11 protein-coding genes, 1 tRNA gene and 1 pseudogene are annotated in these 23,026 nt (G+C 69.7%); 7 read left to right on the forward strand and 6 right to left on the reverse strand.

Annotated elements, in window-relative coordinates; all coding sequences use genetic code 11:
* Nucleotides 1–90 precede the first annotated feature (90 nt).
* Nucleotides 91–1,143: an LLM class F420-dependent oxidoreductase gene (locus OG599_RS05835; RefSeq protein ID WP_327174869.1), complete on the reverse strand. Its 1,053-nt coding sequence runs from the start codon at nt 1,141–1,143 to the stop codon at nt 91–93.
* A 141-nt stretch (nt 1,144–1,284) separates the two neighbouring features.
* On the opposite strand from OG599_RS05835, the gene OG599_RS05840 reads away from it, so the two are divergent.
* Nucleotides 1,285–2,268, forward strand: a complete 984-nt coding sequence (locus tag OG599_RS05840; protein ID WP_327174870.1) for an aldo/keto reductase — start codon at nt 1,285–1,287, stop codon at nt 2,266–2,268.
* Complete coding sequence (locus OG599_RS05845; protein ID WP_327174871.1) at nt 2,265–4,616, forward strand: helix-hairpin-helix domain-containing protein; 2,352 nt, start codon at nt 2,265–2,267, stop codon at nt 4,614–4,616. Before OG599_RS05840 ends, OG599_RS05845 begins: the two co-directional genes overlap by 4 nt.
* Nucleotides 4,617–4,795: 179 nt before the next feature.
* On the opposite strand, the gene OG599_RS05850 is transcribed toward OG599_RS05845, so the two are convergent.
* On the reverse strand, nt 4,796–5,464 hold the full coding sequence (locus tag OG599_RS05850; RefSeq protein ID WP_327174872.1) for a hypothetical protein: 669 nt from the start codon (nt 5,462–5,464) through the stop codon (nt 4,796–4,798).
* A gap of 47 nt (nt 5,465–5,511) precedes the next feature.
* Here OG599_RS05850 and OG599_RS05855 point away from each other — a divergent pair, with 47 nt between their 5' ends.
* Nucleotides 5,512–5,700, forward strand: coding sequence for a DUF5703 family protein (locus OG599_RS05855; RefSeq protein WP_266702672.1), 189 nt, complete (start codon nt 5,512–5,514; stop codon nt 5,698–5,700).
* Between the two features lie 154 nt (nt 5,701–5,854).
* On the opposite strand, the gene OG599_RS05860 is transcribed toward OG599_RS05855, so the two are convergent.
* The 3 genes from OG599_RS05860 to OG599_RS05870 form a co-directional block, all read right to left on the reverse strand.
* Nucleotides 5,855–6,631 carry a chaplin gene (locus tag OG599_RS05860; RefSeq protein WP_327174873.1) on the reverse strand — a complete coding sequence of 259 codons (777 nt, stop codon included), beginning with the start codon at nt 6,629–6,631 and terminating at the stop codon, nt 5,855–5,857.
* 139 nt (nt 6,632–6,770) lie between these two features.
* Nucleotides 6,771–7,004, reverse strand: a complete 234-nt coding sequence (locus tag OG599_RS05865; protein WP_327174874.1) for a chaplin — start codon at nt 7,002–7,004, stop codon at nt 6,771–6,773.
* A gap of 163 nt (nt 7,005–7,167) precedes the next feature.
* Complete coding sequence (locus tag OG599_RS05870; RefSeq protein ID WP_327174875.1) at nt 7,168–8,511, reverse strand: M20/M25/M40 family metallo-hydrolase; 1,344 nt, start codon at nt 8,509–8,511, stop codon at nt 7,168–7,170.
* A gap of 260 nt (nt 8,512–8,771) precedes the next feature.
* Between OG599_RS05870 and OG599_RS05875 the strand changes: the two genes are divergently transcribed.
* Nucleotides 8,772–8,859 (forward strand) — tRNA-Leu (locus tag OG599_RS05875).
* 854 nt (nt 8,860–9,713) lie between these two features.
* Here the strand turns inward: OG599_RS05875 and OG599_RS05880 are convergent.
* Nucleotides 9,714–10,220 (reverse strand): IS110 family transposase, encoded by a 507-nt coding sequence (locus OG599_RS05880; RefSeq protein WP_327174876.1) that lies wholly within the window; start codon nt 10,218–10,220, stop codon nt 9,714–9,716.
* Between the two features lie 45 nt (nt 10,221–10,265).
* On the opposite strand from OG599_RS05880, the pseudogene OG599_RS05885 reads away from it, so the two are divergent.
* The 3 genes and pseudogenes from OG599_RS05885 to OG599_RS05895 all read left to right on the forward strand — a co-directional run bounded on the left by OG599_RS05885 (nt 10,266) and on the right by OG599_RS05895 (nt 23,019).
* Nucleotides 10,266–11,514, forward strand: a pseudogene (locus OG599_RS05885) (IS110 family transposase).
* 344 nt (nt 11,515–11,858) lie between these two features.
* Nucleotides 11,859–16,226 carry a LamG-like jellyroll fold domain-containing protein gene (locus tag OG599_RS05890; protein ID WP_327174877.1) on the forward strand — a complete coding sequence of 1,456 codons (4,368 nt, stop codon included), beginning with the start codon at nt 11,859–11,861 and terminating at the stop codon, nt 16,224–16,226.
* Nucleotides 16,227–16,521: 295 nt separating this feature from the next.
* On the forward strand, nt 16,522–23,019 hold the full coding sequence (locus OG599_RS05895) for an RHS repeat domain-containing protein (RefSeq protein WP_327174878.1): 6,498 nt from the start codon (nt 16,522–16,524) through the stop codon (nt 23,017–23,019).
* The last annotated feature ends 7 nt before the right edge of the window (nt 23,020–23,026 follow it).

Here is a 23,026-nt window from a genome sequence, read left to right on the forward strand (position 1 = left end):
GCACTCCGGGCAACCGGAGCGGGCTCGGTGGCACTCCGGGCAACCGGAGCGGGCTCGGTGGCGTCCTGGGCCCGCTCCGGCCGGTGACGGTTACTCGGCGGCGCCGGAGCGCTCCAGGGCCTCCGTACCGGCGCGCAGGGCGGCGATCCGCTCCTCCAGCGTGAATCCGGCCGGGGCGAGGGTGAGGGTGGTGACACCGGCCTCGGCGTAGGCGCGCATCCCGTCGGCGATCCGGTCGACCGGGCCGAGCAGGGTGGTCTGGTCGATCAGCCGGTGCGGAACCGCGGCGGCGGCGCCGTTCTTGTCGCCGGCGAGGTACTTGTCCTGGATCTCGGCGGCCTCCTTCTCGTATCCCATGCGCTGGGCGAGCTGGTTGTAGAAGTTCTGCTTGCGGCTGCCCATGCCGCCGACGTAGAGCGCGGTGTAGGGCCGGAACATGTCCGCCAGGCCCTGTACGTCGTCGCCGACCGCCAGCGGGACGGTCGGGCAGACGTCGAAGCCCGCCAGGGGCAGCCCGGCCTTCTCGCGGCCCGCCCGCAGGTGCCGCAGCGCGGTCTCCTCCAGGTGTTCGGCGGACGGGAAGATCAGCAGGGCGCCGTCGGCGATCTCGCCGGTCTGCTCCAGGTTCTTCGGGCCGATGGCGGCGATGTAGAGCGGGATGTGCTCGCGCTGCGGGTGGACGGTCAGCTTGATCGGCTTGCCGGGGCCGCCGGGCAGCGGGAGCGTCCAGTGCTGTCCCTCGTACGTCAGGCGCTCGCGGGCCATCGCCTTGCGGACGATGTCGACGTACTCGCGGGTGCGGGCCAGCGGCTTGTCGAACTTGACGCCGTACCAGCCCTCGGAGACCTGCGGACCCGAGACGCCGAGGCCCAGGCGGAAGCGTCCGCCGGAGAGGGAGTCGAGGGTGGCCGCCGTCATGGCCGTCATCGCGGGCTGCCGGGCCGGGATCTGCATGATCGCGGACCCCACGTCGATGGACTCGGTCTGCGCCGCGACCCAGGTGAGCACGGTGGGCGCGTCGGAGCCGTACGCCTCCGCCGCCCAGCAGACGTCGTAGCCGAGGCGGTCCGCCTCCTGCGCCACGGCGAGGTTGTCGGCGTCCATGCCCGCGCCCCAGTAACCGAGATTGATGCCGAGCCGCATATCCGCTCCCCTTACTGATCAGTAACGTCCCTGTGCGCCGGACTCTAGCGCGGTGGGGCGCCGTCCGGCAGGGGCAGGGCCGCGCCATGGTTGTCCACAGGCTTCCCCGCTCCGGGGGCCCGGACAGTAATCTCTGCGCCCATGGAGCAGAGGCATCTCGGCCGTACCGGCCTTCGTGTGTCCCGGATCGGGCTCGGCACGCTCACCTGGGGCCGGGACACGGACGAGCACGACGCCGCGGACCAGTTGAAGGTCTTCTGGGACGCGGGCGGCACTCTGGTCGACACCGCGGACGCCTACGGGGGCGGGGAGGCGGAATACCTCCTCGGGCGGCTCCTGGGCGGGCTGGTGCCCCGGGAGGACCTCGTGGTGGCCACGAAGGCGGGCAGCGTGCGCGATCCGTACCGCAGGTTCAACGGCTCGCGCGGTCATCTGCTGGCCGCGCTGGACGCATCCCTGGAGCGGCTCGGCACGGACTACGTCGATCTGTGGCAGGTACACGCCTTCGATCCGGTGACCCCGCTGGAGGAGACGCTCCAGGCGCTGGACCTGGCGGTCACCTCCGGCCGGGTGCGGTACGCGGGGGTGTCCAACTTCTGCGGCTGGCAGCTGGCCAAGGCGGCGACCTGGCAGCTCGCGGCGCCCGGGGCGCGGACCCGGCTGGCGAGCACGCAGATGGAGTACTCCCTGCTGCAGCGCGGCGTGGAGCGCGAGGTGCTGCCCGCCGCCCTCGATCTCGGGGTGGGGCTGCTGCCCTCGTCCCCGCTGGGGCGCGGCGTGCTGACCGGCAAGTACCGCACGGGTACCCCGTCCGGTTCGCGCGGGGCCTCCGAGCAGCTCGCGCCCTTCGTGGAGCCGTACCTCGACGACGCGGCGGGCCGCATCGTGGAGGCGGTCGCGACGGCGGCCGACGGGCTGGCCACCACCCCGTTGCAGGTCGCGCTCGCCTGGGTGCGCGACCGGCCGGGCGTGGCCGCCCCGGTGATCGGCGCGCGCAACGCGCAGCAGCTCACCGAGGCTTTGTCAGTGGAGACCCTTACGCTTCCTGACGAGATCTGCCAGGCGCTCGACGACGTGTCGGCGCCCGTGCACCGCTATCCGGACCAGGACTGGAGCACGCTGTGACTGCGCTTCCCCGGGGGGAGACCCCGGGCCACTCGGCCGAGGACACCGAGGACACGGAGGACCGCTCGGGGCTGCCCGAGAACGGCGCCGAGGACCGCTCGGGGCTGCCCGGAGGCGGCTCGGAGGAGTCCTCGGGACTGCCCGTCGACGCCGCGGACGGCTCCGCCGACGATGCGGCCGACGCTTCCACCGACGGTTCCGAGACCGGCGAGACCTCCGAGGCCACCGCGGGCGGGACGGGCGAGGCGGGCGACGCCCCGGCGGTGTCCGAGGCGCAGGCGGAGCTCGCCGCCCAGCGTGAGCTGCGCAGGCGCATCGAGCAGCGGAAGGCCGAGAAGGACGGTCCGATCGCGGCGGGGACGCGGCTGAGCGGCACGGCCGCCGAGCTGCTGGCCGCCGTCCGGGCGGTGGAGAGCGGCGAGAAGACCGCTTCCGCGTTCTACGAGGCTCCCGCAGCCCCCGCCGCGCGCCCGGCCGCCGCCCCGGCCGCGGACCGCCCTCGCGCACCCCTCCCCCGGCCCGCCCCCGCCGCCCCGGTGCCGCAGGAGGCACCCGAGGAGGCCGTGGAGGCGGTACGCGCCGTGCTGGCCGGGGCGGGCGCCCCGGCGGCGCTGGCGCCGGCGGCCGCCCGGACGCTGGGCGAGCAGGCGGCCGAGGTGCTGCGGCAGGACCCCTGGCAGCTGCTGGCCGTCCCCGGGGTGCGCCCCGAGCAGGCGGACGGGTTCGCCCGCGCCCTGCTGGGGCCGGAGTGCGGCCCCGACGACGGGCGCCGGACGGCCGCACTGGTGGGGTGGCTGCTGGAGCAGGCCGCCGTGCGCGGCCACACGGCCCTGGACGTCGTCGCGGTACGGGCCGCGCTGGCCGGACACGGGGTCACGGACCCGGAGGCCGCCGTGGACGACGCGGTGGCCGAGGGGGTCGCGCTGCTCTTCGAGGAGGGCGTGGACCCGGCCGGGGCCGAGGAGCCCGCCGAGTCTCCGGCCGGGGAGGAGTCCGCGGCCGGGGCCGCCGTAGACGACGAGACCGCCGGCGCCGGTGCCGCCGGTGACTCCGTCGGCGCCGAGGTGTCGGGCCCGGCCCTGCTGGGGCTCGACCGGTACGCCCTGGCCGAGGACTCCCTCGCGGACGGTCTGGGCCGGCTGGCCAACGCGTGCGAGAAGGGCACCGACTGGACGGAAGCGGCCTCCGCCGCACCCTCGCCCTCGGCCGCCGAGCTGATCCGTGCGGTCGCCGGGGCGGGCCTGGTCGTCCACTCCGGGGGCGAGGCGGCCCGCGCGGAGCCCGCCGCTCTGCTGGTGGCGGCCCGTGGGCTCGGCCTGCGTGCGCTGGGTGCCGCGCACAGCGCGGACGGCCGCCGCCGGCTGGCCGCCGGGGCCGGGGACCCCGGAGCGGCCGTCACGCTCGCGGGGCTGCTCTCCGGCGCCGAGGGGCCCGGCCGGGACGAGGAGGGGGCGCTCGCGCTCGACCTGCTGGTCGTCCTGGACGCCCCGCAGCTGGACGTGGAGACCGCCGCGGCACTCGTGGAGGCCCTCGCGGACGGTACGCGCCTGGTGCTGAGCGGCGACCCGGGGGTGCTGGGTTCGGCCGGTGCGGGCCGCGTCTTCGCGGACGTGCTCGCCGCCCGCGCCTGCCCGCAGGTGATCTCCCGCACACCCGACCCCGGGCCCATCGGCGAGCTGGTCTCCGGCATCGGCATCGGGGAGCTGAACCAGGTCGAGGCGCCGGGCAAGGAAGTGGTGATCGTGCCGGTCCGGGACGCGGGTGAGGCCGTGCACCGCACCGTGCAGCTGGTCGCCGACTCCGTACCGCGCGCGTTCGGCATCGACACCGCGGACACCCGGGTGATCACCGTGGGCCACGGCGGCTCGGCGGGCACCCGTGCGCTGAACGCGGCGCTCAAGGAGCGCCTCAACCCGGGGCCCGGCCGGTTCGGCGGATTCGACCCGGGCGACCGGGTGGTCCACGTGCCCGCGCCCGGCCGGACCGTGCCCGGAGTCGTGGTGTCGGCCGACGCCGAGGGGCTGCGGCTGGACTGCGAGGGCACCGAGGTCGTCGTACCGCAGGGCCGGGTGGCCTCGGCGGTCCGGCACGGCTGGGCGCTCAGCGCCCACCAGGCGGCGGGAATGCGCTGGCCGGCCGCGGTCGTCGTGCTCCCCGGGGACGCGGCGCAGGGGCTCAGCAGGCCGTGGGTGTACACCGCGTTCGGCCGGGGTGAGCGCCATCTGTCCGTGGTGCACGGCGTGGACCGGGCGCTGCCCAGGGCCGTGGCCGAGATCCCCGCGCAGGAGCGCACCACACGGCTGCGCGCCCTCCTGGAGGCCCTGCCGACGCCCGACGCGTCGTCCTAGGCATCCTGGGCGTCCTGGCCGTGCTGGCCGTGCTGGCCGTGGTGCGTGTGCTGGCGGCGGCCTGGGTCCGAGAACCCGAAAGCCCCCGCGCCGCCCCGGACAGGCCGGTGGCCCGGTGCGTCGCGCACCGGGCCACCGGCTCCGGTCTTCCGTGAGCCGTCCGGCTCCCCCTGGTGCGGTCAGGCGCCGGACGGCAGGTCGTCCAGATCGTCGTCGGAGTCGTCGTCGTCCAGGTCGTCGTCGAAGACGGAGCTGACGTCGAACCGGCACACCACCAGCTCCGGGTCCACGTCCTCGAACGGCGATCCGAGCCACTCGCCCGGTTCCGCCGTTTCCTCGGCGGCGGCGACCCAGAGCGTGGAGTCCCCCTCGGCGAGGCCGAACTCCTTGTGGCGGGAGGCGATCTCGTCGGGTTCGTACTCGCCGAAGAGCACGCCGAGCGCGGCGTGGACGCTCGTACCGACCACCGCGGCGTGGCCGGTGTCGAGGTCGTCCGGGTCGGCGTCCGCGAGGCGTTGCGCCTGGGCGAGCAGCCGCTGCGGGTCCGCCACCGCGTAGTCGCGCCGGATCAGCACGCTGAGCGCGCTCGGCTCGGCCGGTCCGGCGTACGGGGGCAGGGAGTCGTCCGCGCCCGGGATCTCGAAGGGAGTGACTTCGTCGTGCCGTTCGTAGAGGAGTTCGTCGTAGACCTCGGCGGCGGCGGCGAGAGCGTTGAACGCTTCGTAGACGGCGGGGTCCTCGTCCCCGCTACGGCGTTCGACCGCGTCGAGGTGACGGTCGATCGCGGCTTTGACCGCTTCGGCGGCGGCACGTACCTCGGCAGCGGTGGGCTGCGCAGCATCAGACATGAGGCAGACGCTATCCGTACCGGGGCTCTGCCCGCACAATAGATGCGATGCCGGAATACGAATTTGTCGACGTGTACGTGCCGCGCGGGGTCTCCCGCAAGGATGCGGCCCGACTTTTGACCGACCACGCCGAGTACGGGCACTGGGAGTTGGACCGCCTGACGCTCCGCCACGACGGTAGCCGCAGGGTGCGGCTGCGACGGAGGATCATCCGCCAGCTCAGGGCCACTTGGTGACGCCAGGAGCGGGTCCCGCGATCGCGGGACCCGCTCCTCTTCCTCATGCCCGGCACCGCGCCGAGTGGGCCTTCGTCCGGACCGTGGCGGGCTCGCGCGCCCCGGCCCGGTCCGGACGGTGTGGCCCCTCCCGGTTCCGGTCCCGGACGTCCGCCTAGGCGGCGCTGCGCGAGCGGCGGTAGAACACCGCTCCGGCGCCGGCGAGCAGCATGCCCGCGCCGGCCGGGATCATCATGCCGAGGTCGCCGGCACCGGTCTCCGCGAGCTGCGGAGGGGTGTGCACCTCGGGGGCGGGCGGCTCGTGGGCCGGCGGAGCGACGGGCTCCTCGGGCGGTGTGACCGGGACCTCCGGCACGACGGGCGGCGGAACGTACGTGGCGTCGTTCGCGCAGTCGTTGCCGAAGACCGGGTTGAGCAGGCCCACGATGTCCACGGAGTTGCCGCAGGCGTTGACGGGGATGTCGACCGGCGCCTGGACGAGGTTGCCGGAGAGGATGCCAGGAGAACCCTGCGCGACCCCCTCCGCCGTGGCGCCACCGCCGCCGAGCGCCTTGGTGGAGTCGGTGGCGCGGTGCTTGCCGGTCCCCGGGGCGGTGTTCTGACCCTGGTGGGCCGAGGTGTCTCCGGCGCCCGCGTGCGGGGAGCCGGACGTCCGGCCGGTTCCGCCGCCGGTCACGGAGCCGCCCTGCGACGTGTTCGCGCAGCTGTTTCCGAATGCCGGGTTGAGCAGACCGATGACGTCGACGGAATTCCCGCAGACGTTGACCGGAACCTCGATCGGAATCTGGATGGTGTTCCCGGATGCCACTCCCGGGGAATTCGTCGCGGCGGCAGCCGCTCCGGAGTCGGCGTGCGCGTAGCCCCCACCGAGTGCGAGCACTCCGCCCGCCGCCGCCATGGTGATCAGGCCTTTACGAGTGACCTGTCGCATAGGTGTTTTCCTGCCTTCTGCACTTCCGAATTACCCCCGGACACGACCGTGCGAGGGCCGAATGCCGGTCGGCCCCGGAGCGCATGGCGCGCGCTCCGGGGCCGACCGGGCTCAAACCCTTACGGGTTGACGCTCAACGTCAGGCGTTGACGCAGGTGTTGCCGAAGGCCGGGTTCAGGAGACCGATCACGTCGATCGTGTTGCCGCACACGTTCACCGGAACGTGGACGGGGACCTGAATGGTGTTGCCCGAGATGACACCGGGGCTGCCGATGGCGGCACCCTGGGCACCCGCGTCGGCAACGGCCATGCCGGCGCCCGCGAGCACGAGACCACCGGTGACAGCCGCAGCGGCGGCAATCTTCTTGATCATTGTTCCTCCTCGTTGGAAATGCGGTCCCAGCCGCGGACCGCATCACCTGTAACGAGGAGAAAATCAGGGGGCTACGAGCCCAACCCCCCTTTCACTCTTTCCGGTGAGGTACGGACAGGCGGGCGAATTACGTCACCGGGGGGCGGACGTGCGGAGTGCCGGCTCAGCTGTGGTCGATGAACCGGTCCAGCACCCGTACGCCGAACTGCAGGCCGTCCACCGGTACGCGCTCGTCCACACCGTGGAACATGCCGGCGAAGTCGAGCTCCGGCGGCAGCTTGAGCGGCGCGAAGCCGAATCCCCGGATGCCCAGGTCGTCGAAGGACTTGGCGTCCGTACCGGCCGACAGCATGTACGGCACGGCCCGCGCGATCGGGTCCTCGGCCACCAGGGCCTTCTGCATGGCGTCCACGAGGGCGCCGTCGAAGGTCGTCTCCAGCGCCTTGTCCGCGTGCACGTCCTCGCGCCGCACGTTCGGGCCGAGGATCCGGTCGATGTCGGCGAGGAACTCCTCCTCGTACCCCGGCAGGAAGCGGGCGTCCACGTGGGCCGTCGCCTGGCCGGGGATGACGTTGACCTTGTAGCCCGCGCCGAGCTGCGTCGGGTTGGCGGTGTTGCGCAGGGAGGCACCGATGAGCTTGGCGATGCCGCCCAGCTTGGCGAGGGTCTCCTCCATGTTCTCCGGGTCCAGCTCGGTGCCCAGGGCGTCCGAGAGCTCGTCCAGGAAGTGGCGCAGGGTCTTGGTGACCCGGACCGGGAACTGGTGGCGTCCGAGCCGGCCGACCGCCTCGGACAGCTCGGTGATGGCGTTGTCCTTGTGGATCATCGAACCGTGCCCGGCGGTGCCGTCCACGGTCAGCTTCATCCAGTGCATGCCCTTCTGGGCCGTCTCCACCAGGTAGAGGCGCAGCTGCTCGTTGACCGTCAGCGAGAAGCCTCCGACCTCGCTGATGGCCTCGGTGACGCCCTCGAAGAGTCCCGGGTGGTTGTCGACGAGGTAGCGGGCGCCGTACGTGCCGCCGGCCTCCTCGTCCGCGAGGAACGCCAGCACGATGTCGCGCGGGGGCTTGCGGCCGCTGCGCATCCGCTCACGGATGACCGCGAGCGTCATGGCGTCCATGTCCTTCATGTCGACCGCGCCGCGTCCCCAGACACAGCCGTCCGCGATCTCGCCGGAGAACGGGTCGTGGGTCCAGTCGGCCGCGTTGGCCGGGACGACGTCCGTGTGCCCGTGGATGAGGAGCGCGGGCCGCGAGGGGTCCTCGCCCTCGATCCGGGCCACGGTCGACGCGCGGCCCTTGTGCGATTCGAAGATCTGCGGTTCCAGCCCGACCTCGGCGAGCTTCTCCGCGACGTACTCCGCGGCGAGCCGCTCGCCGGGGCCGGAGTGGTCCCCGTAGTTGCTGGTGTCGATCCGGATCAGCTCACGACAGAGGTCCACGACCTCGTTCTCGGCGTTGCCGGTCTTCCCGGACGGACCTGCCTGGGAGGCGCTGCTCTCGCTCACACTGATTCCTTCCACTGTCACGGTGGTGCTCCCCCTCATCCTCGCGCGCCCGCCCCGCCGAGCCCAAGGCCGTCCCCCCGACGACATGCGCCCGTCACACAGGCCCGCCCCACGGACGGGAGCGGAGGCGGCACGCGGGCGCCGGAGGGGTGGGCCGGAGGGGTGGATCCGGGGGGTGATCGAGAGCCCCCGAATGTTTGGTATTGTTTTCCACGTCGGAACGGGACAGGAACAACGGCCCCGAGAACGACAGACACCTTGTCCGGGTGGCGGAATGGCAGACGCGCTAGCTTGAGGTGCTAGTGCCCTTTATCGGGCGTGGGGGTTCAAGTCCCCCCTCGGACACCAAGGTCGACCGACCAGACGGAGCCGGTCAAAGCGACAGTTGGTCGCTTTGACCGGCTCCGTCGTCGTGTCGGCGTGGGGGAGGTCGCTGCGGTCCGCGCACACGGTGGGTGTGGCGCCTGGGGATGGCGGGGTTCGCCCCCGCCATGGATCCCCAGACCTGTGTACCCATGGGTCGGCCGAGCTGCCGACAGGCACGAGACGCCAGAATCCGCCCGGAGGGCGATCGGATTTACCCGAGGGCGACTCCGCCGGCGCCAAGGTGCCCGGCCAATGCGGGGGGCCGTCTTCTACGGCGGGGATGCCAACCTTCCAGAGGCCACCGGCGGGAGCCTCGCCCCGCGCACTCGTCAAGCTCGACATCAGCAGTTCCGTGCCACCGCCCGTCGGGAACTCCTCGTCCCGACTCCGAGCGCGCTGTGAAGTGTGGCGTAGTTTCGGGCCGTCGCCCCGGCCCGTGCCGTTGTGTTCCCGCGAGCGGAGCCGTGACGCACGCGGGGCGACGTCGTCCGGGTCCGACGTGGCGGGACCGATCGAGACGCGGCGGCTTCCGATTCTCCCGCACGGAAAGCGGGTCCACCGCCGGCGTCTCACGCGCGTATCCGCGGAGTGCCTCCGCCGGAACCGACCGCGTGGCGCGAGACACTCCGCAACGGGCTCGGGCCCCTGCGGCGCGCCCTGCGGGAAGGGTGGGTGGGGAGGCACGGCTTTTCCCGGGGATGGTGCGGCCTGCCCGGCGCCGCTGCCCTTGTCCTCTCGTGTGCGGCATGCCCATGAGTCACGTCCCTCACGGGCGGAACCATTCCCGAACGAACGAGTGCCCGCCCGGGTCGCCCTCCCGAGGCTGCTGTATCCCGTCAAGCCGCTTGAACAAGTTCCTCGATGCTTCTGGTCTTGGTCGCGGTGCGGTCAGTCCGTTCGAGGGTCTTGAAGATCGAGCGACAAATGGCGCGCTTGAGGCATCGCTGTGCGTCGCGAGGGGTCTTTCCCTCGGTGATTCGACGGGCGACGTACGCCTTCGTGGCGGGGTCGAGCCGCATGCGGATCAGGGTGATCGTGTGCATGGCGTGGTTGAGCTGCCGGTCTTCACTCCGGTTGAGCCGGTGCCGGTTGACGAGCCCAGAGGAGGCAGGGATTGGTGAGACGCTGGCGAAGGACGCAAAGGCGGTTTCCGAGCGGAACCGGCACTGATGGGACCAACTGACCAGGATCTGAGCCACGGTGATCGGCCCGACCCCGAGCAGGCCGAGGAGCTCTGGGGCGACCTCCCGGATCAGGATGAGGATCTCCTTTTCGAGGTCTTGGGCCTCGGCCTGCAGGGCCTGGACGCGCTGGGCGGTGGACCGAAGGGCTCGTGCTGTCATCCCATGCTCAAGGTCCTGGGCGGGGCGGTCCCGGATCTGGGCACAATGGGCAATCCGTGCTGGGCGCTTGAGTTTCCGCAGCTCGGCGCGGAGGTAGTCGGGCGCGGAGATGATCAGGGCCTTGAGCTGGTTGATCGCTGTTGTGGAGGCGAGGACTGCGCCCTGACGGGTCGCGAGAAGGAGATCTTCGACAAGCCGCTACCCAACAGCGAGCCGTCTTCGACAAACGGTCCGCGAAATTCGGCACCGCCCTGGTAATCGTTGGCCAGCCCGCCTCCATCGGCGCCCTGCCCCTGGCCGTCGCCCGCGACGCCGGCTGCCGCGTCGCCTACCTGCCGGCCTGGCGATGCGACGGATCGCCGACCTCTACCCCGGCGAGGCCAAGACCGACGCCAAGGACGCGACCGTCATCGCCGACGCCGCGCGAACCATGCCGCACACCCTGCGCTCGCTCGAACTGACCGACGAGATCACCGCCGAACTGACCGTGCTGACCGGCTTCGACCAGGACCTCGCCGCCGAGGCCACCCGCACCAGCAACCGGATACGCGGCCTGCTCACCCAGTTCCACCCGTCGCTCGAACGCGTCCTCGGCCCCCGCCTGGACCACCAGGCCGTCACCTGGCTCCTGAAGCGCTACGGGTCCCCGGCCGCCCTGCGCAAAGCCGGCCGACGCTGACTCGCCGAGCTGATCCGACCCAAGGCCCCGCGCATGGCCGCACGGCTGATCGACGACGTCTTCGATGCCCTGGACGAGCAGACCGTGATCGTTCCCGGCACCGGCACCCTCGACATCGTGGTCCCGTCCCTGGCCCGCTCGCTCGCCGCCGTCCACGAACAGCGCCGGGCCCTCGAAGCCCAGATCAACACCCTGCTGGAGGCCCACCCTCTTTCCCAGGTCCTGACCTCGATGCCCGACGTCGGCGTCAGGACCGCCGCAGTCCTGCTGACCACAATCGGCGACGGCACCAACTTCCCCACCGCCGCCCACCTCGCCTCCTACGCCGGCCTCGCCCCGACCACCCGACAATCCGGAACCTCGATCCACGGCGAACACACGCCCCGAGGCGGCAACCGCCAGCTCAAACGCGCGATGTTCCTCTCCGCCTTCGCCCGCATGAACGCCGATCCCGCCTCCCGGACCCACTACGACAAGCAACGAGACCGCGGAAAAACCCACACCCAAGCCCTCCTCCAACTCGCCCGCCAGCGCATCAGCGTCCTGTTCGCCATGCTCCGAGACGGCACCTTCTACGAATCCCGGACACCGAAGGACATCGAACTCGCCGCATAACCCCACCACCCCGAACCACCCCAAACCCGACAGGGACGCCTTGACGAACGACATAGAGGCCCCCCACGGAGGCCACCCCGACACGGTCACCACCCAGGCGCTCGGAGTGATTGACCAATCGGTATTGACTCCTGCAAATGAGTTAACTCCCTTGAAGCACAATGGAGTCGACAAAGGGTTGCACGACCGACCGGTGACGTATTTCACTACGACTTGTCTACATGTTTCCGCAACTAAAAGGCTCACTTGTCCCAATTTCACGCCTGGACAGTTACTTACATGCTCTCTACAGTCACCTTGACGATCGCTGGGTGATCGTTTGCAGGGGTGAAAGGGGCGCGGACATGGGTCGGCGTATGCAGGGGCGGACGGCAGCCGCCAGGTTGACGATGGGGGGCCTGGCGGCAGCGCTACTGGCCTCGATGGGGGTGCTCCCCGGCGCGGCGACAGCCGCAGCCGTACCAGCCACAGCACTCGCCTCCACCACGTCGGCCGCGGAGGCACCATCGACCGCGGAGTCGCAGAATGCGGCGCTGACGAAGGCGGCGGCTCTCGGGCAGAAGGTGGAGATCACCTCGCTGCGGGATGAGACGACCGAGACCTTCGCCACCCCGGACGGGCACCTGGAGGCAGTTCAGCACCTGCGGCCGGTACGTACCCGGAGCGCCGGTGGCTGGAAGGACATCGACAACACTCTCGTCAAGCAGGCGGACGGTTCGATCACCCCGAAAGCGGCGGCAGTCGGCATGACTCTGTCGGGTGGCGGCGGCACGCCGCTGATCCAGCTCTCGCAGGCGGGCCGGTCGCTTGCCTACACCTGGCCGAAGGAACTGCCGACCCCGACGCTGGACGGCGACACTGCGCTGTACGAGGACGTGCTGCCGGACGTGGACCTGCGGGTACGCGCCGACATCGACTCCTTCACGGAACTGCTGGTGGTCAACACCCCCGAGGCGGCCAAGAACCCCGGTCTGGCGCAGCTCAGGCTGGGAGTGACGGCCGATGGGCTGGCGGTGAAGCAGTCCGCCGATGGTGGACTGCAGGCTCTGGACGCGACCGGCGGCGGGGTGGCGTTCGCCGCGCCGAAGCCGGTGATGTGGGACTCCGGCACCGTGGCGAGCGCCGCGGTGGCCAGGCGCGCGGTTACCGACGAACCCGCTGCGAGCGGCACTGCGGACGATCCGGCGAAGGGTCCGACCGACGCCTCGCAGGTGGCACCGATCGGTCTGGATGTCAGCTCGGACGGCTCGCAGCTGACGCTGACGCCGGATCAGTCGCTGCTGACGTCTTCGGACACGCACTTTCCAGTGTTCATCGACCCACAGACGACCACGCCGAAGGCGAACGACTGGACGATGGTGTCGAAGTACTGGGCGTCGTCGCCGCAGTACCACTTCAACGGCGACTCCGATGCCGGTATGGGCTACTGCGGTTGGAACTACTGCGCTCCGTACGATACCAAGCGGCTGTTCTACAAGTTCTCCACCGCGAAGTTCGCGGGCAAGACGATCCTGGACGCCACCTTCGTCGCACACGAGACGTACTCGGCTTCGTGCTCGGCACGGAGTGTGGAGCTGTGGAGAGCGAACGGCTTCACGTCCGGCACCACCTGGAACTCTTCGGCGGACCACTGGCAGTCCAAACTGGACACGCAGAGTGTCGCCAAGGGCTATGGCTCCTCCTGCGCCGCTGGCGATGTCGAGTTCGACGCGATGACCGGCGTGAAGTACGCCGCGAGCCACAACTCGGCCGACACCACATTCGGACTGCGCGCCACCAATGAGGGCGACAACTACGGTTGGAAGCGATTCTCGGACGACGCCTATTTGCGCGTGCACTACAACACCCCGCCACCACAGCTCAAGATGTCGCAGCTGACGATGAACCCCGGCGGCTCCTGCCACAAGCCGGAGTCGAAGGTGTCGGTCAACACCCGTCCGACCCTCATGGCCTCCGACGTCACCGACCCGGATGGCGACTACACGTCGGTGCGTTTCCAGGCGTACTGGGATGCGAACGACGGCAAGGGCGTCGTGGCGCACTGGACCTCTGCCTGGAGTACGGCGAAGAAGTCCGGCTCGGACTTCTCCGTCCCACTGACCGATCCGCTGCCTGGGAGCAGTCTGCACCTTCCGACCAACCAGACCCTGGTGTGGGCTGCCCAGTCACGGGATTACGACCAAGGCACGTACTACAGCTCCTCGCCGTGGTCGCAGACCGGTTCAGCGACCGGCTGCTACTTCGTGTACGACACCACGGCGCCGTCCGCGCCGAAGGTGGTCTCGGGCGACTATCCGGCTGTTGACGACGCCGACCCGAGCGACCCGACCTATGACGGGGTGGGTCGCTACGGCACCTTCACCGCCGGTCCGGCGGCCACGAACGTGGTCAAGTACTGCTGGGGTATGAACGCCGACCCGGTGTGCGACAGCACCCACACGGTCACCACCACCAGCGGAGCCGCCCGGCCCATTCAGTACCGTCCCACCCGGGCAGGCACGAACTTCCTGTACGTGCAGGCGGTCAGCTCTGCCAGCACTGCCTCGGCGCCGGCGACCTACCAGTTCAGGGTCAAGCAGGGACAGCCGGCCCAGGCACAGTGGCAGATGGACGACCGCGCCGGTGCGACCAGCGCGGCAGGCAGCGCCGGAGATCGCACCCTGGCGGTGCACGGCAGTCCCACATTCGGTGTGGCGGGCAAGGTCGGCAGCGCCATTGGCTTCAACGGTACCGATGACTACCTCGCCTCCGACATCCCCACCGTGCACACGGACACGGGATTCTCCGTCGCCGCGTGGGTGAAGCTGGACACGGTGCCGGCCGCGGGGAACCCCGCGCCGGTCGCCGTGACCCAGCCGGGCAACTACGCCGCGGGCTTCGAGCTGTACTACTCCACCAGTTCCCAGCGCTGGGTGTTCGACCAGTACACCGCCGATACCGCGGCAGCCACCCCGGTCCGCGCGATCCAGGCGGACACCGAGACCGGAAAGACCACCGCGGGCACGTGGTACCACCTGGCCGGCACGTACAGCTCCGCCACCGATCTGTTGTCGCTGTACGTCAACGGCTCCCTGGCCGGCACGGCCACCTTCGCCAACGCCTGGGATGCCCGTCGAGGGCTGCAGATCGGCGCCGGCTCGCACTCGGGCGTGGCAGCCAACTTCTTCCCTGGAACCGTCGATGACGTGCGGATCTTCGACAAGCCGCTCACCGCGGCCGACGTCACCAACGTCAAGAACCAGGCTCAGTTGGGTGTCGGCCGCCTCTCCCGGGCAGTCTTCCCGCTGGACGAGACGGCCACCGACACCAACGGGAACGCCACAGCCGAGGTACACGGCGCCGCCTTGGTCGACAACGCGACCTTCCACGGCACGGTGACCGCAGGCGCGCCCGGCGCGCAGAACAGTGCGGCCACCTTCGACGGCACCAGCGGCTACGCCGCCACCCGCTCCCCACACGTCAACAACCAGGCAGGCTACTCGGTCATCGCGTGGGCGAAGCTGTCGTCGAAACCCACCCACGCGGGCATCATCGCCACCCAGACATCCGCCAGCCGGCCCGGTTTCGAGCTGTACTACTCGGCCAGCTATGGCTGGACGTTCAACAACTATGTGACGGACACGACCGGTTCGAGTGCCGTCCGCGCCACCCAGGGAGATACCACCCATTCCCCGGCCGGAGAATGGACGCAACTGGTCGGCACCTACGATGCGGTCGCCAACCAGCTGAGCTTGTACGTCAACGGCGAGCATGTGCAGAGCACCAGCTTCTCCGCCCCGTTCTACGCCGGCGGTCCGGTGCAGATCGGTGCCGGAAACTACGACGGCGCCCCCAGCTCGTTCTTCCCCGGCCAAATCGACGACGTACGCCTGTACGACCGAGCTCTGTCGGCCGAGGAAGCCGCTGCCCTGTATCAAACCCACACTGCCGTCGAGGGCCGTTGGAAGCTCGACGGAGCCACTGGCACCCCGGCGGTGTCTCCGGACGATGTGCCCAACGCTGCCGACCAGCACCCGTTGACCCTCGGCGCCGGGGCGTCCATCGATGCCATCAGCCAGTGGGTCGGCTCCGGAGCGATGGCCCTGTCCGGCACCACCACCGGCTACGCCGCCACCAGCACGTCACCGGTGGACACCGGGCACAGCTTCACCGTTGGCACATGGGTGACCACAGCCGCCGTGCCGCAGCAACCGGCGACGGTGATGAGCATGGCCGGCGCGAACACCAACGGCTTCCAGGTGCGCTATGTGCCCGACTCACCCCCGACGGGCGAGACGTTGTCGGTCAATGGACGCTGGCAGTTGGTGATGCCCGGTTCCGACAGCACCACCGCGACGAAGGTGTTGGCCGAATCGCCGGCGATCTTGACCCCGGGTGAGTGGCAGCAGCTGTCGGTGGTCTACGACGCCCCGGCCGGCCAGATGCGTCTGTACGTCAACGGCGAGCAGCTGAGTCTGCCGTGCGAGATGGACGCCAGCGGCGACAAGGTCGATCCCGCCTGCACCGACGTCGTGCCGTTCAACTGGGCGCCCGTCCCGTTCACGGCGACCAAGGGGTTGCAGCTGGGCCGGGCGAAGACGTCGGCCACCGCGTGGGGCGAGTACTGGCCAGGCGAGATCGACGACGTATGGGCGCTGCAGGGCGCGGCCAGCGACAACCAGATCGCCGACCTGCGCAGCGGCATCGACCTGGACACCGTCCCTGGCCCCTGAGTAGGCCTCGGGGTGCCCGCGGGCGGAATTCCTTCCGTCCGCGGGCACCGCTACATCCGCACCACAAACCATCACCCGTAGTAACGCCGCTCGGCGTGCGTCCACATGCATGCCGAGCGGTGTGCCCAAGGCCGCTCCGAACGCGGCCATCGAGGGACAGCAGAGGTTCGCTGACATGTATCTGGATCGCACTATGACTCCGCCGCCCCGGCTGAGACGAACAACCACACGGTGGAAGCGCCGCACGGCGCTGGGCATCTCCGGCGTCTTGGTGGCCACCATGCTGCAGGGCGCGATGAGCTCCGTCGCTCAGGCCAGCGAAGATCGAGTGGAGGTCGCTCAGCCCGACAAGCCGCTCTCCGGCCACACCCTCGAGGCCAGACCCCGCAAGCACGGGGACACGCCGAAGGTGCCCGCGGCACAGCCGAAGCACTCCTGGGGCTCCGCCGGCACCGCCACCCTCCTCCTCCCGGACATCAGCGTCGGCAAGGACGGTGTGCCGAAGAGCGCCGCAGCGCAGTCGGTACGCGCTGGGAACCTGCCCATTTCCCTGGGAGCACCGCGCCTCGGTAAGAAGAGCGCGAAGGGTGGAGGCGCGAAGAACACCTCGAAGTCCGCCGCCCGGCCACTGACGGGCAGCGCCAAGGTGCACGTCTACGGCCAGAAGGAGGCCCGCGAGGCCGGGGTGGACGGACTGCTGTTCTCCCTCACCCCACAGCAGGGCACCGACGGCGACACAGTCTCCGTCGCGGTCGACTACGCCTCCGCCGCCCAGACCTACGGTGGCGCCTACGCCTCCCGCTTGCACTTGGTCCAACTCCCTGCCTGCGCCGCCACCACTCCCACCAAGCACGGCTGCACCATCCCCAAGGCGCTGCCCAGCGACAACAACACGGCCGAGAAAACGGTCACAGCAAGCTCGGTGACCATCGAGAGCGCCACCACTGCGGCAACCACCAGCACTTTTGCGGAACCGATGCTGCTGGCGGCAACGGCCGGGAACTCCAGCGACCACGGCGACTACACCGCAACCTCGCTGTCGGCCTCAGCCTCCTGGAGCACCGACCTCAACACGGGTGACTTCAGCTGGTCCTACGACATCGCGGTGCCCGGCGTGCCGGGCGGCTTCGCCCCCGCACTCGGCCTGGGCTACTCCTCCGGCACCATAGACGGGCGCACCAACAACACCAACAACCAGGCCTCCTGGGCCGGCGACGGCTTCGACCTGTGGCCCGGCTCCATCGACCGTTCCTACAAGCCGTGCGCGGATGAGGGTGAGAAGAACGCGGCCGGGGACAAGGTCGGCGACCTGTGCTGGCGGGATGACAACGCCACCATCTCCTTCAACGGGCACGCCGGCGAGCTGATCCCCATCAGCACCAACAGTTTCCGGATCAAGGGCGACGACGGCACGAAGGTCGACCGGCTGTACGGCTCGGACACCAACGTGCGCGGCAACGGCGCCCACAACGACGAGTATTGGCGGGTCACGACCACTGACGGCACCCGCTACTACTTCGGCGAGAACCGGCTGCCCGGCTGGGCGACGGGCAGCCCCACCACGAACTCCACCTGGACGGCCCCGGTCTACGGCAACGACGCGGGCGAGCCATGCAGCGCCGCCACCTTCGCCGACTCGTGGTGCCAGCAGGGCTGGCGCTGGAACCTGGACTACGCCGTCGACGTGCACGGCAACACGATCGCCTACTACTACAACAAGGAGACCAACTACTACGGTCGCGATCTGACCCCGGCCAACTCCACGGTCTACGACCGCGGCGGCTCTCTGGATCGCATCGAGTACGGGCTGAAGAGCTCCGCGAACTACTCCGCCAAGCCGCTGGCGAAGGTCGACTTCACCACCGCCGAGCGCTGCCTGCCGCAGTCCGGGGTGACCTGCGAAGCAGCCGGCATCGATACGCAGAGCTCGTATTGGTATGACACTCCGTGGGACCTGAACTGCAAGTCCGGCGCCGACTGCTACGTCGCCCAGCCCTCGTTCTTCACCCGTAAGCAGCTGACGGCCATCACCACCTCCACGCTGCAGGCCGACGGTACGTACGCCCCGGTCGACACCTGGAAGATGAACCACCAGTGGGGCATGGCGGACATCGATTACCAGCTGGAACTGGCGTCGATCGAGCACACCGGCAAGGCCGCCACCCCCAACCTCACGCTGCCCAAGGTGACATTCACCTATGACCAGCGCACCAACCGGCTGAAGACCGCCGGGGACGACACCGCCCCGTTCGTCAAGGAGCGCCTCGCCACCATCGACGACGAGTCCGGCGGACAGACCGACGTCAACTACTCCACCGCCGCGTGCGACGCGGCCAGCCTGCCCACGCCGCAGACCAACACCACCCTTTGCTTCCCGCAGTACTACACCAAGGAGGGCGACTCCAGCCCGACCCTGCAGTGGTTCAACAAGTACGTGGTGGACTCGGTCACCCAGACCGACCGCACCGGCGGCGCACCGGACATGATCACCCGCTACAGCTACCTGGATGGGGCCGCCTGGCACCACGACGACGCGGACGGCCTGACCAAGGAGAAGTACCAAAGCTGGTCGAGTTTCCGTGGGTTCGGTCATGTGCGGGAGCAGACCGGCGGCCAGGCCGGAATGAAGTCGCAGAGCGACCACTACTTCCTGCGCGGCATGGACGGCGACAAGGCCGCTCCCTCCGGCGGCACCAAGTCCGTGTCGGTCTCGGACGACAACGGCGGCACCATCACCGACGCCGAACCGCACGCCGGATTCGAGTACAAGACCGAGAACTACTCCGGCCCGGGTGGGAAGGTGCTGGCGAAGACCGTCAACACCCCCTGGTCACACCAGAGCGCCACCGTCACCCGCTCGTACGGCGCCCTGACCGCAAACCTGACCGGTACACAGAACACGCGCACCTGGACCTCGCTGGATGACGGTGCGGGCGTCAAGTGGCGCCAGACCAGCATCGCCTACACCCACGAGAACACCGCCGGTCGCGTCACCGCAGAGGACGACGCGGGTGATACCTCCAGTGCAGCGGACAACCGTTGCACCCGCACCACGTACGTCGACAACACCAGCGCCTGGATCCTGGACAAGCCCAGCCGGGTGGAGACGGTGGCGCGGGCCTGCGCGAACACTCCGGACCGGACCAAGGACGTCCTGACCGATGTGCGCACCGCCTACGACGGGCTGAACTACGACGCGGCTCCCACCAAGGGCGACACCACCCACGTGGCCACGCTGAAGTCCTACGACGGCACGGGCACCACGGCCACCTACCTGGAGTCCGCCACCGGCTACGACAGCTACGGCCGGACCACCTCCGCCACGGACCTGACCGCAACGGTCACCGGGACCGAGACCACCGCACCGGTACGCACCGCACGCACCGACGGACGCACCGCCACCACGGTCTACACTCCGGCCACCGGTTTTCCCCTCTCGTCCGCGGTGACCACCCCGCCGGCGAAGACCGGGGACAGCACCACCGCGCAGACGTCCACCACCAGCTTCGAGGCGGCGCGGGGCCTGCCGGTCACCGTGGTGGACGCCAACTCCAAGCGCAGCGACACCATCTACGACGCATTGGGCCGCAAGCTGAAGGTGTGGCTGCCCAATCGTTCCAAGGCGAGCAGCCAGACCCCCAACTACTCTTACGCTTACACCATCACCGACGGCAAGCCGGTCGCGGTGGGCACCACCGCCCTGGTCGGCAGCGGCACGCTGACCTCCTACACCCTCTATGACGGGTTCCTGCGCGCGCGGCAGACCCAGGGCCCCGGACCGTCCGGTGGCCGCCTGGTAGCCGACACCTTCTACGACGAGCGCGGCCTGGTCACCAAGTCGTTCGCCCCGTACTACAACAACCAGTCCGGCCCCTCCACCAGCCTGCTGAGCCTTACGGACGCCTCCGCGGTGGAGACGCAGAGCTGGAACACCTACGACGGCATGGGCCGCATCACCACCGCCAAGCAGGTGGCGGGCAGCGGTGACGGCGGACAGGTACTCGCCACGACCGCCACCGCCTACGGCGGCGACCGCGTCACCACCACTCCGCCCACCGGTGGCACCCCGATCACCAGCATCGACGACGCCCGCGGCAACACGGTGGAGTTGGACCAATACCACGCCTCCACTCCGACCGGCGCCTACGACAAGACCACCTACGCCTTCACCCCCGCCGGCCAGTTGGCCAAGCTCACCGACGCCGCAGGCAACGCCTGGACCTACGGCTACGACCAGCGCGGCAACCAGACCTCGGCCGCCGACCCGGACAAGGGCACCACTACCAGCGTCTACGACGAGCGAGGCCAGCTGGTCTCCACCACCGACTCCCGCAACAAAAAGATCACCCACGTCTACGACGGCCTGGGCCGTGAAATCGAAACCCACGACGGCGACGCCACCGGGGCGCTCCTGACCAGCCACGCGTGGGATCCCACCGGGTTCAAGGGCGAACTCGCCTCCGCCATTCGTTACGTCGGCGGCTCCAGTGGCTCCGCCTACACGACCACCTACAGCGCGTACGACAGCCTGTACCGTCCGCAGCGCACCACGGTGACCATCCCGGCCGCCGAAGGCGCACTGGCCGGCTCGTACCAGTCGTCCGTCGCCTACAACGTCGACGGCAGCATCCAGTCGCTCGGCTATCCGAAGGCGGGCAGCCTCGCGGCCGAGTCGGTCACCCCCGCATACGACGCGATCCTGCGGCCCACCACGCTCAGCGGATCCGGCGGCAACACCTACGTCACCGGCACCGTCTACAGCAACACCGGCAAGGCGCTGCAGTTCACGTACCAGGGCGCCGGCGGCAAGTTCACCCAGGTCACTAACACCTACGAGTGGGGCACCCAGCGCCTGGCCAATTCCCGTGTGAACCGCCAGGACGTGGCTGGCACCGATAAGTCCGCCACCTACCACTACGACCAGGCCGGTCACATCACCTCCGTCTCGGACGTCTCCCGCGACGGCACCGACGACCAGTGCTTCTCCTACGACTACCTCGGCCGCCTCACCGAGGCCTGGGCCCAGGGCAGCACCAGTTGCGCCGCCACACCGAGCGCCTCGGTGCTCGGCGGCCCGGCCAAGTACTGGCAGTCCTACCTCTACGACTTGACCGGCAACCGCACCTCGGAAACCGACCACGACACCACCGGGGACACCACCAAGGACGTCAAGCACACCTTCACATACCCGGCCGCCGGCGCCGCCCAGCCACACGCCCTCTCCAAGGTGACGACCACAAGTCCGGGCGGGACCGCGACGGACTCCTACACCTACGACACCACGGGCAACACCAAGACCCGCACCGTCAACGGCAAGAAGCAGACCCTTACCTGGGACACCGAGGGCCACCTCGCCAGCGTGGCCGCGGACAACGGCAGCGGCGGCACCACGACCACCAACTACGTCTACGACGCGGACGGCAACCGCCTGACGGCCGACAGCGACGTCGGCTCCACCCTGTTCCTGGGCAGTACCGAGGTCACCCTCGCCAAGGGCTCCTCCACCGCGAAGGGCACCCGCTACTACGACATCGGTGGCGGCAACACCGCGGTGCGCACCGACGACGGCAAGCTCTCCTTCCTCGTCGGAGACCACCACGGCACCGGCCAGCTCGCCATCGGTGCGGGCGACCAGTCCCTCCAGGAGCGCCGCACCACCCCCTTCGGTGCTGTTCGCGGCACCGACGCCGCCAGCTGGCCCGGTGACCGCGGCTTCGTCGGCGGAGTCCAGGACCTCAGCCTGGGCCTGACACATCTGGGTGCGCGCGACTATGACCAGGCCACCGGCCGCTTTCTGTCCGTCGACCCCGAACTCGGCCCGGACGATCCCCAGCAGCTGAACGGCTACAGCTACGCCAACAACAACCCGGTCAGCGCCTCCGACCCCGACGGCCTCCGCCCCATCGGCCCCACCGACAGCATCGCCGGCGACGAGGAGTACTCCAGAAAGCACAACGGCTCCCGGTACGTCAACAACGGCTACGGCTGGTACTGGAAGAACGTCCAGAAGAAGTCGGTCAAGCACGTCGGAACGGTCACCGTCACCACGTACATCGGCCGCGGCACCGGCAACCACCCCGTACCCCAGGCCACCATCTCCTTCAAGGCATACAAGCCAAAGCCCAAGCAAGTCGTCTTCCACGGCTGGGCCATGGGCTCCAATCCCAACTACAGCCCCAACTTCGACGCCGACGGCAACAACACCGCCACCTCTGTCAGCGTCAACTGGGGCGCGGTCGGCGACATTCTCAGCGGCATGGGTGAAGCCGTCACCGGCATCCTCGGCGGAGCAGCGGGAGGCGCCGGCGGCATCGTGCTCGGCGTGCCCATGTGCGCCACCGGCGTCGGCTGCATCGCCGGAGGCGGCGAACTCGTCGTCGGCGGAATAGCGGTAGCGGACGGCGGCTACCTCCTCGCCAAGGACGGCTTCGAACGGGCCGGCAACGCGGGCAAACTCTTCAGCGAGACCAGTACCGATACGTCATCCGGTAGTGCGTCGAGCGAAACTGTCACCAGGAGTCTCAGTGAGCCGGAGTCGCTCCGGGGAGCCACCCCGGAAGAGTTGGACGCCCTCCTGGGCGACTTGGAGCGTACGGACGCGCCTCACGCCACCGGCGGGGGTTTCAGGGTAAGAATCCCTGGCGGCGTAGCGGTGGTCGAGAACGGCGACAACACTGTCGTCAACGGGGTTCCCAAGATGAACGACATAACACATCGGGGCCCCTACATAAAGTTCCAAATAGGGAAGAAAGTGCAGAGAATTCCTCTGGCTGGAAATCCGGCACTGGATTAGCAGGGTG

The organism is Streptomyces sp. NBC_01335 (assembly GCF_035953295.1).
In the GTDB taxonomy this organism is placed as follows: domain Bacteria; phylum Actinomycetota; class Actinomycetes; order Streptomycetales; family Streptomycetaceae; genus Streptomyces.